Source organism: Acrocarpospora corrugata, assembly GCF_009687845.1.
GTDB lineage: Bacteria > Actinomycetota > Actinomycetes > Streptosporangiales > Streptosporangiaceae > Acrocarpospora > Acrocarpospora corrugata.
In genome coordinates this window covers 1-17,261 of sequence record NZ_BLAD01000099.1, presented here as the reverse complement: position 1 = coordinate 17,261, position 17,261 = coordinate 1, and the positions used below count along the sequence as shown (strand labels likewise).

Here is a 17,261-nt window from a genome sequence, read left to right as displayed (position 1 = left end):
GCTGTCACGTCAGAACAAGGCATCGTCTACAGGCCCGGCAGAAAAGAGTTTCGACTTGGCGGGAGCCTTCTTCTTGTTGTGGAGACCGCGACGGAGCTCACCGGCATACAGGGCATGGTTGAGCTCTAGGAGCCGGTCGTTCATCTCGATCTGGACATCTGGATTCACCGTCCAGCGAAGACCGTGGGTGGTTTCATGGAAGTCGTGGTTTAGGACCAGCGGTGTCCAGCCGAACCCCGAAGCCATGGGATGCGCGAGATAGGACTCGGCGACCGCCTCGTCGACCTCAACGTGGATCTCCCGCAGCCGCTGAATGTCCGCCTCCTGGTTCGCCGGGTCGTGGACCTCGTTGTAGAGATCCGTCATGCCGAGCTGGGGTATCCGCGTCAGCTGGACCTGACGACGGTAGGTATCCAACTCCTCCCCAGCGGCACGGATCCGCGGGGTCAGCTCTGGCTGCGGGAACGTGTCGAACCCATCGGAAGGGGTGTAGCGCGGATCCCCCTTGATTGTCGATTCGCCCTTGACTGTCCACCAATTGAAGTGCCAGTCACTGGTTAGGAGGGCGAGCATGCCGGTCACGTCGGGCGAGTAGAAGACAACCATAGAGTCTGAGAAGACCTGGCCGTTGGGCACGATACTCGGCAGACCGTACTTACTGTGCTTACCGATTACGAGCACGCGGTCGTAGTTAGCGATGGTCAAACGCAGAGTTGGTCGCTTCTCCTCATAGTGCCACCAACGCTGCGGTAAGGGGTTCCGCAGTTGAAAACTGCCGTCCGCCTTCTTTCGCTGTCGCACTGGCCGCACTCGCTCATCGAGGATTGCGAACGCATCCGGATATTTTCTCGCTTCCTCCTCGGGCATGTCATTAAAGTCGATAGCCCAACGCGTCGCCGACTGGTCCGGCTGGTTGTTTATCTCGTCGTTAATGAGGTAACGGAAGACAACCTGTGCGTTACGCTCGTCCTTCGCAATAAGAGCCCGCGCCTCGGCCGGTTCCAAGAGGAAACCCTTACCTGTCGTCTTGCACCCCTGTGAACTTTGGCCAGCGAAGGTTACGAGCGTGTACGGTTCGCCGACAACCCGTGACGGTCTGGTCAGGCTCGAATCAATCTCCCGTACAACCTCCCCATCGAGGATAATTCGCTCTTTAGCGCACATCCTTCCGACCCAGACCAGCGCAACATGGACGGCCGCACCGCCGGGCCAGGGCTGGGACTTTATGGCACGGTAAATCGACCGACCCTGACCTGCGACGCGTGCGAGTCCAACCTTGCGTGTGTCGGCCTGGCCGATGGTCTTCGTCGCGATCATTCCGAGACGCTCTCCAGAGGAGAGCGTAAGTTCACGCAGCAGGAAATAGGCCACGAGATCGACCTGGCCGCCTTCGGTGTAACCCCCTGCGACCACCTGTCCGAGATACTCGTGAGCGTCCTTCCCGATACGCCCGCTGAGCTGGTTGCCCCCCGAGAACGGCGGGTTACCCATCACAGCGTCGAAACGATGGTTACCACGGACGGGGTCTGCCGCGATTTCGGGGAACTCCAGCGGCCAGTGCAGCGGGCGCAGTGGTGCGGTGCGTGGTCCACCGCTGGGGCCGAGTAGCCAGCCGTCGACGATGGTGCGGGCTTCGGCTTCCGCGTCGCTGTCGCCAAGGAGCGCACGCTCCACAAGGTCGGAGATCAAACTCAGGCGATCGTTGTAGGCGTCATCGGATTTCGTCGTCGCAGTGGACAATTTCGCCGCGACGACCGCATCCGCAGCGAGTCGCAGCTTTTCGGTCAGCGCCTCGGCTTTCGCGAGCTTCGCTTCCTTGGACCGCGAGTCGCGGATGTCGAGGACCGGGTGGTCCTCGATCTCGCGACGGAGTTCCGCAGCCTGGGAGAGTAGGGGGCCGGTTACCCTGTCGATCTCGCCAGTTAGGCGTGCGTTGAGCCGGCGACCCTCGCCGGGTACGAGGTGGAACGCCTCGATCTGGTCGGCCGTGAGACAGCCGATAAGGGAGTCGCCGCAGCGCAGGGCGTGGTCAACGAAGTTGAATGGGCGGCCCTTGGCGAGGGTGACGAGCCACAGCGAGAGCTTTGCGAGTTCCACTGCCATCTCATCGATATCAACGCCGTAGAGGCAGCGGTCGGCGACCATGCGGCGCGCTTCGAGAAGCAGTGTGTCGCGATCCTCGCGCTGTTCACCAAGGCGTGAGATGACCAGGTTCGGCAGTCCGTCGCGTTCCCAGGCCTCAACGACGCGCTCGGACAGATACCGGCACGCTGAGACCAGGAACGCACCTGATCCCATCGCGGGATCGAGCACCTTGAGCGCCAGGAGCTCCGAAGCCGATCGCACCTGCCACTCGGGCGGCTGGGTCCCGTCAGCAGGCCTGGGGATGCCGTCTGGGGAACCAGGTAAGAAGCACAACGGGTCGAGGGTGTGCAGAACGACCTCTTCAGCGAGGACGCGCGGGGTGTAGTGCGTACCCTGATCGCGTCGGTCGCCGACCTGGGCGACGGTAACCGTCCCCGGGGGGTGGACGATCGGCTCGTCACGCAGATCGGTGCGGAGTAGTCCGAAGAACGGGCGGACGCGGCCCGCGAGCGCGGGGTCGTTGTCGCAGGCCGCGTCGAGTTTTCCAATATCGCCGCTGGTTGGTTCGGTTGGGAGGTAGCTGGCGAACTGCCTCGCCGTCAATCCGGCGAGCTTCGTGACCTCGTTGGCGAGGCGATCGGCGGCGTGCCAGGTCTCCAGGTCGGAGAGCTTGACGTCGATCCCGGCCTTGCCCTTAAGTCCGACGTGGGTTTCTTCGAATCGGACTGCGGAGTGCTCCAGGAGTCCTTCGTAGACGTGGCCGATCTGCTCGACGTCAAGTCCCTTGTAGGACAGGCGTTCCGACGAGGTGACCTTCCCCGTCGACGAGACGCGCTTGAGCTTGACCAGCGCGTCAAGCATGGCGAAGACGACCCGGTCGGTGACCTTCGTTCTTTCCAGCCAGGAGAACCGGATCGGGTCGAACAGCGATCCGCCGTACGCGGGGATCCACATCTCTGTGTGGCGGGCACCGCCGTGGATCGCCCGGAAGGTGGCTAGTAGTGTCGGCCAGGCAGCCTGCCAGCGGTCGGCGATAGCCGCATCCTCCAAGTCGAGGCGGCTGTGAAGCTTCGTGACCGAGTACGAGTCAGAATATAGTTCGTCACCCGAGGGCAGTAGGTTCTGCTCCTCCGCGTACAGGAGGAACACGATGCGCATCATGACGGTCAGAGCAGCGCGGTAGACGGTGCGCGGAGGCACATCCACCAGCAGGGTGCCGCCAGCTTCACGGTCGAGGCGAGAGAGTTCCGCGACGAGGAGTTCGACGGCTTCGCGGACCTGCTTGCCGAGGGTCTTGGTGACGGTGGTGGTGTCGTTGGCGGTCCGGGTGAACAGGGCGGAGAGGGAGCCAGTGTCGTTGCCGTCGCGATCCTTGGGCGCGATGGCGGCGCAACGGATGCCGAGGAGTGAGACGAAGGCTCTCAGCAGCAGCGGCTCTTCGGACCAGGTGTCGGCGTCGAAGACCGCGATGGAGGTCGGTGCGGCGGGCCGGGCGTGGACGAGGACCCACCGGCGGCCGTTGGTGAGCAGCGCGACGGGGACTGCTCGGCGGCGGCAGAGTTCGGCGGCCTGCTCGGCCAGCGACGGCAGCCCCTTCACCGCGCGGGTGAGCGGCTCGTCCCAAGGGCGGCGGTAGATCAGGGCACGTTCGGCCGCGCCGGGCACGCCGCTGGTAGGGTCGGCTGGCCCCATCAGCAGCGCGTCGGGGCCGGTGCCGGAACCGGTGGCCAGCTCGCGCGGCAGCATCGAGCCCTGCCGTAGCGCCTGCCCCTGATAGCCGACCAGTTCCTTCATGACCAGGTGTTGCCAGGCGAAGCAGAGCGCAGCGGGATCGGCTTGAAGTTCGGCCCACGCCTGGCGGATCCGGGCGCGCAGCTCGGTTTCAACAACACCCAGACCCTGTGGGAACGCCTCGGCGAGAATCTTCGCGGAGAGGAACGGTCCGTCAGGGCGCAGGAGGTTGAGCCACTCGGCGTGCTGTTCGATCGGCGTCTGCTGTGTGGACTTCGGTAAGCGCGGACGCTTTGCTGTCGTGGGTGCTGACATCAGCGGCCTGCCTGGGGTGAGGTAGTGCCCACGGTCACGGAGGCGGGAACGAGGAAGGTCACTGCGACGGGGAACCTGCGGGCGACGGGGTCGGCATATCGGTGGCGAAGGGCAATAGCCTCGGACTCGATCTGCCCGGGGATCGCGGCGAGGCGTTCCGTGAGTTCGTCGTGGTCCTTCTTGAGCTGATCGCGTTCGGCGTCGATGGTGAACAGGGAGTCCTGACGCCAGAGGGGGTCCGTCTTCAGGGCTTCGCGGATGTTGCGTTCCAGTTCGGCCAGGACAGCCCTCATCGCCTTGATGTCTTCCTCGCAGCGTTTCTCGAGGACCTTGCCCTGCTTAGCCGCGATCTTCTTGGATTCAGACGCGAGGGCTCTGCCGAGCGGGGCCTCCAAGGCCGGCCACAGACCGGTCAGCCGGTCCAGGAGGCCCGGCGGCGGCGAGTCCTGCGACGCGGCGGCTAGCCAGCGCTCCAGAGCCTCGGGGTTCTTCTCCACGACCAGCTTGCCCTGTTCGAGCGTGCCACCAGCCAGGGCGATCTGCTCGTGCAGGCGCACGCCGCGGTTCCCGGTGAGCACCACGCGGCCGTGCGCGATCACCGCCGGGGTACGTAACAGATCGCCAGGAACGACTCGGGCGGTAACCCGGGTCAGGTGCGCGCCGTGCTCCCCTTGGGACCACAGCTCGGCTCGGAGCAGCCGCAGACACAGGTCCACTAGGCGGTGGTTCAGGTGCAGCAGCACGACGTCATTGCGTCCGGCGTAATCCTGGTCAAAGGTGACCGGACGTTCCTTGCCGCTGACCGGGTGCCGCAAGCCGTCACTACGGGCCTGCGCCCATCCCTCTTTCAAGTCGGGGAGCTTGAAGCAGCGCGCGTTGACGCCCTTGGGCGAGGGAACCCCGATGAGGTCTTTGTTGTGGGCCAGGCGCAGCGCGGTGCGCACCACCTGCTCGATCGTCTCCGGGTTCAGGTTCAGCTCGGTGCGGGTCTGGGTGAGCTGCTCCTGCGCCTGCTGCAGGTCGTGCGCCAAATTACGCTCGATCTTCAGCACGGCCTTGCCCGCGCGCTGCCGCATCTCCTTGTCGCTGCTCTGCCAGCCGGAGCGTTTGCCGAGCATCTTCTGCGTCACCTGGCTGGCGATCACTTCGCCGACGCTGCCGAGGTCGGTCCGGATCTGGTCGACTTTGCGCACCGCGACGCCGAGGAACGCCATCGCGTCCTCCAGGGTGCCCTCGGCGAACCCGGTGTCCTCTTCCCTGCTCCGATCCCAACCGCTGGGGACGAAGTGGACGATCTCGACCTTCGGGGCGCGCTGCCCGTGCCGGTCCACGCGACCATTGCGCTGTTCAAGCCGATTCGGATTCCACGGGATTTCCCAATGAAGCACCCGGTGGCAGTGGTTCTGCAGGTTGATACCCTCGCTCGCCGAGTCGGTTGCGAGCAGGATCCGCATAGCAGCCAGGTCCGGGGAGTCCTGGAAGACATTCTTGACGCGCTCACGCTCGTCGCGGTCCTGCCCGCCGTACAGCTGCCCGATGGCCTCGCTCGGAATCCCTACGCCGATCAGCAGATCAAGCAGCCAGCGCTGGGTGTCGCGGTACTCGGTGAACACGATTACGCGTTCGCCGTCCCAGCGGCCTTTCGCCCCGCCCGTGCCTCCGGTCTGCACGATCGCCCGCAGCCAGTCGAGGAACACGGTGAACTTGCCGTCGTTCCTACCCGAGTTGTTCCGCCCCCAGTCGCGCAGCCCCTCCAGGAGTTGCCGCTCGGCCGCAGAGAGCGGCGGGACTAATCGGCGAACGGTGGCCAGGGCTTGGCCCTCCGCGTCCCCGAAGGACTCGTCGTCCTCGGCAGTCTCGTCCAACCGCTCGATCATCGTGGTGAGGATCTTCTCTGCGACAGAACCCACGCGGCGGTCGCCGACCCGATCGTCGTCGTCCTGCCGCTCTCGCGCGGCCATCGACTTCAGATGGGCCTCCACGGTATTGGCGAACGCCATCGGGCTGGACAGGAAGCGGCGCTTGAGCAGCGTGACGACGAAGTCCGTAGCCCGGCTCGGTGCAAGCCCAGCCAGAGACTGCTGCCCGGAGACTGTCTCCCGGCGTGACTGGGCGTACTCGTCGAGCTTGGCGTAGGCGTCGCGGGTGGCGGCGTCGTAGACGACCTCAAGGGGATGGTCGAGGTCCCGTTCCGGAAAGCGTGGGGTGCCGTCCCAGCTCGGCGGCAGGTCCCGCTTGAGCCGCCGCACCATCACCTGCGCCTTGGCCTCCTCCGACGGCACCAAGGTGCGGGCGAAGCGGTGGCTGTCCAGCAGTGCCAGCAGCGCTGTAAAGGACTCCAGGTACCCGTTGTGCGGGGTCGCCGAGAGGAATAGCCGGTGCTCAGTGTGTGGGGCGAGCGTTTTGATCGCGAGCGTGCGCTGCGAATCGACCGCGTATTTCCCCGTGCCAGAGGGGGCACAGGTGTGCACCTCATCGACCACAAGGAGGTCAAAGGTCCGCGGATACTGTGGCACCGGCGGCAGGATCGAACGCAGCAGCGCCAAGGGCCGCTCCCGCTTGAGCCAGTCGATCGAGACGATCAGCCGCGGGTAGTGCGTCCATGGGTTCGCATACACACCACGCGCCCTGCGCAGATCCTTCAGGAGCTCCGCGTCTACGATCTTGAAGGCGAGGCCGAACTTGTCGCGCATCTCGTCGCGCCACTGCAGCGTGAGCGAGGCAGGGCAGACGATGAGCATTGTGCGGGCCCGGTGACGCAGCATCAGTTCCTGCATCACCAGCCCCGCCTCGATGGTCTTGCCGAGACCGACGTCGTCGGCGATCAGTAGGTTCGTGCGTGGCATCTGCAACGCCCGTACCACCGGGTCGAGTTGGTAGTCCTCCGGCTTGACCCCGGAGCGGAACGGTGCCTGTAAGAGCGTCTTGTCCGCCGTTGCCACCGACCCCCAGCGCACTGCGTCCAGGAACGCGTCCAACTTCGCTGGCTCGTCGAACCCTCGCGCTGGGGAGGGTAGGGAGTGTTGTTCTCGTGCCGTGGCGCCGGGCTCAAGTTCCCAGAGAACGCGCAGTTCCTCATCGTCGGCGTCGCCGTCCACGGAAACCAGGGAGACCAGGTGCTGTGCTTCGGCAAGCAGTGGGCTGCCTGGCTGTTCGGTCGCGATCGAGGAACGCTCCACCGCCGTCGCCACCCAGTTCCGGTTACGTACCGCGACCAGTTGACCCACGGTCGGCACCGCCGCGTCCTGCGTGAACAGGTCAGTTTCGTTGAGCACGTCGGTACTCATCCAATTCCATCGTTGGATCGGCTGTCGCTCCTGCGGATCTTGCCAGAATACATACCAGATAGGAGAACAACGTGTCTTATCGTCTGAGACTGACAATCATGGTGTTTTCGTCTTTGGAGTGCCGACACCGAAATTTCCTCCTCGCGAATCGCGGAGGGACGGGTGATTATGCGCTCCGAGTCTGGCAGCGCGGAAGCAGCCTCATGGGTGTTTAATCCCGCGCGGATTCCGGTTTGGTTATCGTGCTGGGGCGGGAGATACGTCGGCGAGATGACATGCCTCTGGGCTGGTCGTGGCCGTCTGATCGCATTCCTGCATGTCAGTGAGTTGCCAAGATGCGCTACTCGGGGTGTGCCAATCGGTCATTACGCGGCACGTCGATTTATCGGACATTTGATTACATCTCGGTATTAAGCAGGCTCTCCATCATGCTTTCGGCTTCGCATGGCTCCACGTGGGTTTGTTGCGTTCCTGGCCAGGCCGAGTCGACGTGATGACGGTCGAGGGCGGCCTGGTCGTTCAACGCGGCCGTTGGGCCGGCAGCGCATGCAGAAATCAGCCTCGCGAACCGCCGAGTGATCTACTGTCCGAGCATTCCTGATGCCGGGGGCTTCCCTCGCGAAGCGAGCGCTTCGCGCAGCGTGCTGGCAGCTTGAGGTGCGTAATGGGTCATCGAATCGGCCAGGTTCCTCGCCTGAGTGAGGAGGAGGGGCACGCGCATGTCACTGGGCAGAGACGTGATGGCGTTAACAGCAACCGTAGAGGCTTCGGCTGAGTTGCCCTGCCTGGCAAGGTAGCGGGCCCGGTCCAGCAGGATGAGCGGGCGGTCCATGGGGTCGTCGACCGGGTAGCCAGCGAGTGCTCGGGCCTGTTCGTCCCACGCGCTGGGGTCGCCGATGTAGCTGAGGACCTGTGAGGAGTACATCGTCATCTCGCGGCGTGGAAAGCCGAAGAACGGCTCGTTGAGCGCAGCGTTGGTCAGCCTGTCGACGATGGTGTGTGCGGCGTCCAGCTCTACTTTGGCCTGGTCCTTGTGGCCAAGGCGGGCGTGCGCGCGGGCAGCCAATCCGCTCAACTGCGCGGCGGGCGCGTTCGTCGCGGCGCCCAGCATGGTGCGGGCGCGGTCGGCGATCACGATCACGCGCTGCGGTGCGGGGGCGTAGAAAGCGGACATGGCCTGCGCCATCGCGATCCAGTAGCGGGCGGCGGTGTCGCTGGACAGTTCGGCGTATCGGGCGGCGGTGTGCAGCCAGTTGCGGGCGGGGCCATCGTGCTGCAAGTCGGTGTAGAGCGCGCCCACCAGCCCGCTCATGCGGGCCGCCGTCAGGTGCAGGTCACGCTGATGGGGATAACGCTCAGCGAGGTGAGCGATCTCGGCGAGATCAGGACCCACCGCATCCAGCAGCGCGGCGGGCGCAAGCGTGCCGTACGACTCGACGTGGCCGGCGGTCACCTGGGCCCAGTGCTCAAGGTCGGAGGCGGGCAGTACCCGCCGCAGGTTGGCATCCATCAACGATCGTGTGTGGTCCAAGCTGAGCGCGAGCGGCGCCGCAGCGGCCAGTCCGAGGAATTCACGACGGTCCACAACGTCCTCCGGGTCACTCAGAACTGCCGGAACCTGCCCCACCAGAGTAACGACCGGATCGTCATCGGCCAGCCCCAGCCGTTCTAGCCGACAGCGGAACCACAACGCGAAGTACCGCTTGTAGAACGCGCCAGGGGTGATATGCCCGTTCTCGTAGCGCGACAGGTTCTGCACGTTGAGGCCGCACGCCTGCCCGTCGTCGGCCGCCAGCGCATGGACACCGGCCACGACCTCGGCCTGAGTCTGACCGGAGGCCAATCGCCATGCCATGAGAAGTGTCGGTGCGCCGGTCTTGTCCTGAATCGCCTGAACGAGCTGCCAAGGCGTCCACGCCGACGCGGCGGCTGTGGCACGCAGCTCGGCGGCGATCATGTCCCGGGCCGAATGGTCCACACGCGGAACGTAGCACTGCGAGTGCGATAAGCAAGGCCCTTCACGGTAGCGACCTCGTGGCAACGCACTTGTCAGCAGGTGGCAATTTCCCGACCGGTCGGCATGGCGTTGGCTGATAGCGCCGGGGATTCGTTCCGACCAGTGGGACATCCCCCTCGATCGTCATCAGCCCAAACGACAGGAGGAACGCTCATGGCTGCTGAGATGCCGGCAGTGCTCGACCTCGACGTCACCATCGTCGAGGTCGGCGCCGCCACCGAGGTCCACCCGGGCGACACCGACAACGGGTGCGACACCGTGGCTGGAGGCGACTGCTGACCTTCGCTGACCTTCCCCGCTGTCGTCCGCGTAGCAGGCCCGCGCGGACGACGGCGGACCATCGTGAGCAGATCCGCGAAGGAGGCGGCAGACGATGCGTACGCAAGGGTTCCAGCGCGTGGGCGGCGCGACACTGCGCGCGAGCGCGTTCGACGCGGAGACTGTGACGGTCCCGCCCTGGCCTCAGGGAGACCACTGCCCGGACGATGACACCGAACAATGGCGCGTATGGGTGAGGCAGGTGTGGGGGCTGCCCTGGATCGCCGACGCGGTCACCGTGGCCAGCCCTGCTTTCGCGGCCCGCGTGCAGGCGGCACTCGGCGGAGGTCAGATCGGCCGCGAACGGGTACGGCGTCTGGCCATGACGATTGCCCGCTACCTGTTGCGCGTGCGGGGACGGGCGACGCCCTTCGGCCTGTTCGCCGGGGTCGCTCCCGCCCGGTTCACGAGCCTTCAGCCAGCGGACACGATCATCGGCCAGCCGCAGGTACGTGTCCGGGCGGACGCGGCCTGGCTCGCAGAGATGATCGCTGGTCTGGAAGCAGTCTCCGCGATTCGCCGCCGACTACCCGTCGTGGCCAACGACTGTACGGTCCTGCGGGGCGACCGGCTGGTCGTGACCTGGCAGCCTCGCGCCACAGCGGGCCCCGGCTCCGCAGCCGAGATCTCGGTACGGCACAGCCGAATCCTCGACATGATCGCCGACGCGGCTCACACGCCGATCGTGGTGAACGCCTTGCTGGGCAAGCTCGCCGCGGACCTGCCTGACGTCCCCGACACGGCGATCGACGACATGGTGGCCATCTTGATCAGGTCCGGAGTTCTGATCAGCAGTTTGCGTCCCTCCTCGACCAGCGGGGATGGCCTGGCCCATGTCCTAGCCGAACTCGACGCTCACGCGCCCGATGTGCTCGCGGAGATCCCGGTAGTCGACGGCCTGCGCGAGATCCACGAACACCTGACCACAGCAGCCCTGCACTCCTGGGCCGCAACCGCGACCGTCGGCGCGCAGATGCGGCGGCTCGCCCCGTCCATCACCCAGCCGCTCGTGGTGAATCTCCGGTTCGACCACGCGCCGGATCTTCCCGAAGAAGTGGCCGCCGAGGCGCAAACCGCTGCCGAGGCGCTGCTGCGGCTCGCCCCGGATCCGGACGAACAGGCGGGGTGGCGAGCATTTCACACCATGTTCCTGGACACCTACGGTGTGGGGTCGGTGGTCCCGGTGCGCCTGCTGACCGATTCCGCCGCCGGGCTCAGCCTGCCCTCCCATGCTCCAGACGCCGGCCTCACGCGACGCGACGAACACCTGCTGGCCCTGGCTCAGCAGACCACACTGGACGGCGCGCCGGAAATCGTCTTGGACGACCACACAATCAGCCGCCTCACCGGGACCGTGGCCAGACAGCCCGCCCCGCACATGGAGTTGTGTGTCGATGTACGGGCAGCGGATTCCGCCGCGCTCGCGCAGGGCGCCTTCACCCTGGCGGTCCTCGGCATCGGCCGGTCGGCGGTTGCCATGACCGGCCGCTTCCTCGACGTGTTGCCGCCCGCTCATCGGCTGGCGATGCTCAAGGAGTACGTCGACCTACCAGTCGCCGTACACGACGCCATCACCGCGCAGCTGTCCTTCCCACCCAAGCGCGGACGTACGGCGAACGTCGCCACCGCGCCGCCCGTGCTGCCTGCGATGATCACCATGGCCGAATACCCTCACACCACCGAAGGCCGCGCCGTTGACCACATCGGCCTGAACGACCTTGCCGTCACCGCAGACGCGGCCCAGCTCTACGTTGTGTCGCTGTCGCGGCGGCGGATCATCGAACCGATCCTGGCCAACGCGACCGCGCCCCACACCTGGCCGCCGATCGTGCGTCTCCTCCTCGGCCTGGCCGGCACCGGAACCGCTGCGGTGCCCATGTTCACCTGGGGGGCGGCCGAATGCCTGCCGTTCCTGCCCCGCGTCCGCTACGGCCGAACCATCCTGTCGCCCGCCCGCTGGCGAATCTCCGATGGGATCCTGCCCGGAGCTGCTGCGCCCGACGATGGGTGGAATAGGGCCGTGGCCACGCTGCGCGACCGTCTCGGCATATCGAGATGGGTGAACGTGGGAAGCGGTGACCGTCTTCTACGGCTGGACCTCGATGAGCCCATGGATTTGGCGGTCCTGCGCGCGCATGTGAACGGCAGCGCAGGTGATCTCGTTGTCCGCGAAGCAGCCGCCCTGGACGACTACGGTTGGCTCAACGGCCGCGCTCACGAACTCGTCATCCCCTTGGCCGCTACCGCCCCTCCCGCCCCGGCCGTCGTGGCTCAGCGGTGCCTTCCTCCACCGGTCACTCGCGATCAGGTCGCCCTCCCCGGCACGCAGGTACTGTTCGCCAAGTTGTACGGGCCCGCAGACGCCGCCGACATCATCCTGACCCGCCACCTGCCCGACCTGCTGTCAGCCTGCGGATACCCACCCGTGTGGTGGTTCCTTCGCTACCGCGACCTGCGCCGCCACCAGCGTGACCCTGCTCCGCATATACGTGTGCGACTGCGCCCGGCCGACGCGAGCGCCTACGGTCAGGCGGTCACCGCCCTCGGCGCCTGGGCGACAAACCTGCGCCGACGCGGCCTGATCGGCGATCTTGTCCTTGACACGCACGTCCCCGAGATCGCCCGCTTCGGCGCAGGTGCCGCCCTGGCAGCCGCGGAGGCGTTGTTCGCCGCCGATTCGGCCAGTGCTCTGGCTCAGCTGAGTTTCCTGACCAGTCCAGGCCGCCCCGCGCTGTCCAGCTGGGCGCTCACTGCCGCAAGTCTTGCCGATCTGGTGTGCGCGTTCACCGGGGATACGACCACGGGAATGCGGTGGCTGATCGACCACGCGGCGACCGCGACCGGCGTCCCCCACGCGGCCACTGACCCCGCCCACCGAGGCCACCAGGAAGTTGTACGCCAGGCGATCGCCCTCCTTGACCTCATGCACCATGGCGACAGCCCACCAGAAGCGATCTCCCAAAGCGACAAGGTGCTCGCCGCCTGGCGGACACGACAGCACGCCGCAGCTACCTACGCCCGTCTGTTGGCCCGCAACCCTGATGCCGCACACGTCTCCGCGAATACCGCGCTGCTGGCGCTGTTGCACCTTCATCACGTCCGCAGCCACGGTGTCGATCGAGACTGCGAACAACGCTGCCGTCGCCTCGCCCGCGCGGTCGCCTTAGCCTGGACGGGCCGCCCCACTCCATCGCCGGCGAGGTCGCGATGACGCCACCTTCAGATCACCCTCGCAGCTCGCCCGTGCGGGTTGCGTGGCCAGGACAACTGGCCACGGCCACCCGCCTGACCGGCTCCGTCACCGAGCCGCCGCCGCCACCCGCTGATGATGATCGCAGCCCCGCCAGCCCGCGCTGGCTGGGCCAATCACTGTCCAAAGGCGCAGCCGGGATCGCCATCCTGCACGCGGTACGAGCCCGGTCTGGATTGGCTGACTGGACGCCAGCCCACAACTGGCTGGCCGCCGCCACCCGCGAGGACCTGACTGCGGCAGGCGGGGCGGGCCTGTGGTTCGGCGCACCCGCGGTCGCCTTCACCCTCACCTTCGCGCCCGCCGAGCTCTATCCGTCGACTCGTGTGACACTCGACGCCGCCGTCACCGCCCTGACCCGAACCCGCTTGGCGGCAGCCACTATCCGGATGGACACACGAACCCGGCCGACCTCAACCGAATACGACCTGGTACGCGGCCTGACCGGACTCGGAGCGTACGCGCTGACTCACGGTCACCCCGACCTCGTCCGCGACATCCTCAGCTACCTTGTACTGCTGACCGAGCCGGTGAACGTCGCCGACGCAGCCGGGCTCGACGTTCCCGGCTGGTGGACCAACGACCCGCACGCCGTATCCGATCAGGGCGGACACGCAAGCTTGGGCATGGCCCACGGAATCGCAGGCCCGCTCGCGCTGCTGGCACTCGCACTCCGGCAGAGCATCATGGTCGACGGCCACATCACCGCGATCCAGCGGATCTGCCAGTGGCTGGACTCCTGGCGGCAGGATGGAACGCACGGGCCGTGGTGGCCCGAACGTGTATGCCTGCCCGAGCATCGCACGCGTCGACCTGCCCAATCTGGCCCGGCTCGGCCCTCGTGGTGCTACGGAACCCCCGGATTGGCACGGGCCCAGCAACTGGCCGCGCTCACGACGGGGGACGGCGCCAGACGAGACCTGGCCGAAGACGCCCTGGCTCGGTGCGTGTCCGACCCCGTCCAACTCGGTCGGCTCGCCGACCTTGGCCTGTGCCACGGCTGGTCCGGCACGCTGGCCGCCGCGTGGTGCGCGGCAGCCGACGCCAGCTCTCCGCGGCTGGCGGACCTGCTGCCGCAGCTGACCGACGCCGTCATACGGAGGGCCGCCAGCGCCAGCCCCGCTCCTCCTGGATTGATCGACGGTCGCGCTGGGGTCGCATTGATGCTGCACTCCCTCACGAACGCGGACAGCACCCGGTGGCTGCGATGCCTGCTGATCAGCTGACGACTCTCACGCGAAGGCGAATATCTGACATGAGCAAGCCCGGCCCGGCCGCCCCGTGGACCCAGGTGAGCATGTGGTGCCCGAACTGGCGGGTAGCCGAGCGGGTCGCCGTCACCGATCTCGGCCCGTTCCTGGCCGCTGCCGAACGAGAGGCCGCCATCGATCGATGGTGGTTCACCCGCAAAGGTCCCCTGTGGCGGCTCCGCGTCCAGCCCGCACCGCAGCGCGCCGATCACGCCGTCAGCGCGCTCCACGCCCACCTGGAGGACCTGACTGCCCGCCGTGCCGTTCAGCGGTGGGCGGCCACGATCTACGAGCCCGAAGTCCACGCTTTCGGCGGCGACGATGCGATGGAGGTGGCCCACACACTGTTCCATCTCGACAGCCACCACATCCTGCGTCACCTCAACCAGAACGGCCGCGGCGCTCGTGACCACCGACGCGAACTGTGCCTGCTGCTCGGCCACGCCCTGATGCGCGCGGCGGCTCAGGACCGCTACGAGCAAGGCGACATCTGGGCCGAGGTCGCCGCGCATCGGATTTCAGGCGCGGCCGATCTGTTGCCGCCGTCGGCCGACGTGATCGCCGCCGTACATCGGCTCACAACCGCCCATACGCCCAGCGCACACAGCCCTCTGGCCACGTCCCCCGGCTGGGCTGCCGCCTTCGCCGCCGCCGGACGGGATCTCGCCGGCATGGCAGGAGACGGTCGCCTCACGCGGGGCCTTCGTGCCGTACTCGCCCATCACATCCTGCTCGCCTGGAACCGCGCGGGCATCCCCGGACCGCATCAGGGGGTGCTGGCCGACACCGCCGCCCGGCTCGTCTTCCACCGCCGAAGCCACGCTCCGGGGACGCGACCGCGGACTAGGGTAAGCGCGGTGACCACATTCAACGCCACCGCCGGGCCTTCCGCGACCCCGGACATCGAGGCCCTGCGCGAGGCGCTGATCGCCCAAATTCGCGCCCTGGGCATGCTGCGCAGTCCCCGCGTCGAGGCCGCGTTCCGCGCCGTCCCCAGGCACGTCTTCCTGCCCGAGACACCGTTGGAAACCGCGTACTCGCGCCAGGTCGTCATCACCAAACGCGACCGCGACGGCGACGTGATCTCCTCGGCCTCCTCGCCGAGCCTGGTCACCGCGATGCTGGAGCAACTCGACGTCCAACCCGGACACCGCGTCCTGGAAATCGGGGCCGGAACCGGCATCAACGCCGCGCTGCTCGCCGAACTGGTCGGCCCCACCGGGCACGTCACCACCATCGACATCGACGACGAGGTCACCGCCGCCGCCCGCGACCACCTGTCCGACGCCGGGTACCCGCAGGTGGAGGTCATCTGCGCGGACGGCGCGGACGGGCACCCCGCCAATGCGCCCTACGACCGGATCATCGTCACCGCTGGAGCCTGGGACCTGGCCCCGGCCTGGTGGCGGCAACTGGTCGACGGTGGCCGCCTGGTCGTGCCGCTGCGCCTGCACGAATGTGGCCTGACCCGTAGCGTGGCCTTCGACCACCGGCCCGGCGGAGTAGACCGGATGGACAGTGCATCCGCTCTGGTGTGCGGCTTTCTCGACATGCGCGGCGTCATCGCCTATGACGAGCAGTCCGTTCCTCTCGCCGACGGCGTCGTCTTGCGCGTGAACCCCGCCGACCTCGACACCACCGGTGCCTCGGGCAGCGCCTCAGCATGCGCCTCGGACGGCAGCGCGCTCGCCCAGGCCATGACCTACCCCGCGCGTCAGCGGTGGACCGGTATCACCCTCGGCCACCGCGACCCCGTCGAACACCTCGACCTGTGGCTGGTGACCTCGGGCGTGCAGTTCGCCCGGTTGATCGTGACCGCCGCAGCACGAGCTGGCGGCGTCGCGACGCCCGCGTTGCGCTGGTCCGGGGCCGCCCTTCACGAGGCGGGCAACATCGCTTACCTCACACTCCGTCCAACCGGCGACGCCACCGATGAACTCGGCGTCGTCGCTCACGGCCCGGACGCAGCCGCCCTCGCCGATCAGACCGTCGACCTGCTGAAACGCTGGCACGCCCAGCAGCCGGCCCAGCCCATCATCACCGCTTATCCCGCAGCAACGCCCGATGACGCCATGGCGTCGGGTTTCGTCGTCCAGCGACCAGACTCTCGTCTGGTCATCGCCTGGTAACCCGTCGCGTGCCGGTCGTCGTCGCGCGAGGAGGAGGTGCGGAGGTTTGTCGAGCATCCGCCAGCACGTGTCGAATGCGACCGTGCTCCGTTTCCCCCTGGTAGCCCGTCCCCGGCCCATCTGCCGTCCCGTCTCGACTCGACTCGCCCAGATTCGCAGCCGCGCCGACCAAGCCAGCCAGGGCGGGCAGGAGGCCCTGCTGCGCGCCGCCGAGTCCCTGAACCTGGCCGCGCTCGTGGCCAGTGACTGTGGCCAGTCTGATTTAGCCCGGGATCTGTGCCGACGGCAGTTCGCGATCTTCTCCACGGCCCGGCCACTCAGCGCGTCAGCCGCTCAACTCGCCCTCCAACCACTGATCAACCTCGCGCGATTGCTGTCACGTGAGGGTGACGGTCAGGCCGGGTTCCAAGCCTTGGACGCTCTGCTCACCGCTCTCAAGACCTCGGGCTCCGCTGAGATCAACGGTGTCGCCCTCGATCTTCGCGGCTTCGTCGCCTCAGCAGACGATGCGCAGGGAATCGCCCAGTGGCTGCAGGAAGTCGTGCTGTCGGATGGCGTCCGCGCCCTGGCCCGCGTAGGCCAATGGGATCGAGCGCTCGCCTATGCGGAATCGCGCGGTGCCATAGGTCCATGTTTGCGGGAAGGGCGACAGGTCGCCGTGATCTCCCACTGCATGGCCGGCGCGCCTTCCGCGGGGCGCGCGTTGCTGCATGACAGCTCGCTCACCGAGCAGTGGGAGCACGCTGTGAGCTCATGCCTGGCCGTCTTGTGCCTCCGCGTTGACGGCCGGCCAACCGGTATCGCGGCCGAGCAGATGGTAACCGAATACCTCGCGGTCGAGCATGATCCAGCGCTCGCGATGTTCAACGCCCACTTGGG

At 67.0% G+C, this 17,261-nt stretch carries 8 protein-coding genes; 5 read left to right on the top strand and 3 right to left on the bottom strand.

Annotated elements, in window-relative coordinates; translation table 11 throughout:
• Positions 1-9: 9 nt before the first annotated feature.
• The 3 genes from Acor_RS36755 to Acor_RS36745 form a co-directional block, all read right to left on the bottom strand.
• Complete coding sequence (locus tag Acor_RS36755) at positions 10-4,131, bottom strand: Eco57I restriction-modification methylase domain-containing protein (protein ID WP_155341395.1); 4,122 nt, start codon at positions 4,129-4,131, stop codon at positions 10-12.
• Positions 4,131-7,418 (bottom strand): DISARM system SNF2-like helicase DrmD, encoded by a 3,288-nt coding sequence (gene drmD / locus Acor_RS36750; RefSeq protein WP_155341394.1) that lies wholly within the window; start codon positions 7,416-7,418, stop codon positions 4,131-4,133. The genes Acor_RS36755 and drmD overlap by 1 nt, the downstream gene beginning before the upstream one ends.
• Before the next feature lie 580 nt (positions 7,419-7,998).
• Positions 7,999-9,375, bottom strand: a complete 1,377-nt coding sequence (locus Acor_RS36745; RefSeq protein WP_155341393.1) for an NsdA family TPR-like regulatory protein — start codon at positions 9,373-9,375, stop codon at positions 7,999-8,001.
• Between the two features lie 213 nt (positions 9,376-9,588).
• Between Acor_RS36745 and Acor_RS45760 the strand changes: the two genes are divergently transcribed.
• From Acor_RS45760 to Acor_RS36720, 5 genes are all read left to right on the top strand, one after another.
• Positions 9,589-9,714 carry an FxLD family lantipeptide gene (locus tag Acor_RS45760; protein WP_155341392.1) on the top strand — a complete coding sequence of 42 codons (126 nt, stop codon included), beginning with the start codon at positions 9,589-9,591 and terminating at the stop codon, positions 9,712-9,714.
• A gap of 94 nt (positions 9,715-9,808) precedes the next feature.
• Positions 9,809-12,964: a lantibiotic dehydratase gene (locus tag Acor_RS36735; RefSeq protein ID WP_155341391.1), complete on the top strand. Its 3,156-nt coding sequence runs from the start codon at positions 9,809-9,811 to the stop codon at positions 12,962-12,964.
• Between the two features lie 32 nt (positions 12,965-12,996).
• Positions 12,997-14,229 (top strand): lanthionine synthetase C family protein, encoded by a 1,233-nt coding sequence (locus tag Acor_RS36730; RefSeq protein ID WP_218034714.1) that lies wholly within the window; start codon positions 12,997-12,999, stop codon positions 14,227-14,229.
• A gap of 29 nt (positions 14,230-14,258) precedes the next feature.
• Entirely contained in the window at positions 14,259-16,382 is a 2,124-nt protein-coding gene (gene fxlM / locus Acor_RS36725) for a methyltransferase, FxLD system (protein ID WP_218034713.1), read from the top strand.
• A 46-nt stretch (positions 16,383-16,428) separates the two neighbouring features.
• Positions 16,429-17,261: hypothetical protein (locus tag Acor_RS36720; RefSeq protein WP_155341389.1), on the top strand; the 833-nt coding region annotated here is incomplete at its 3' end.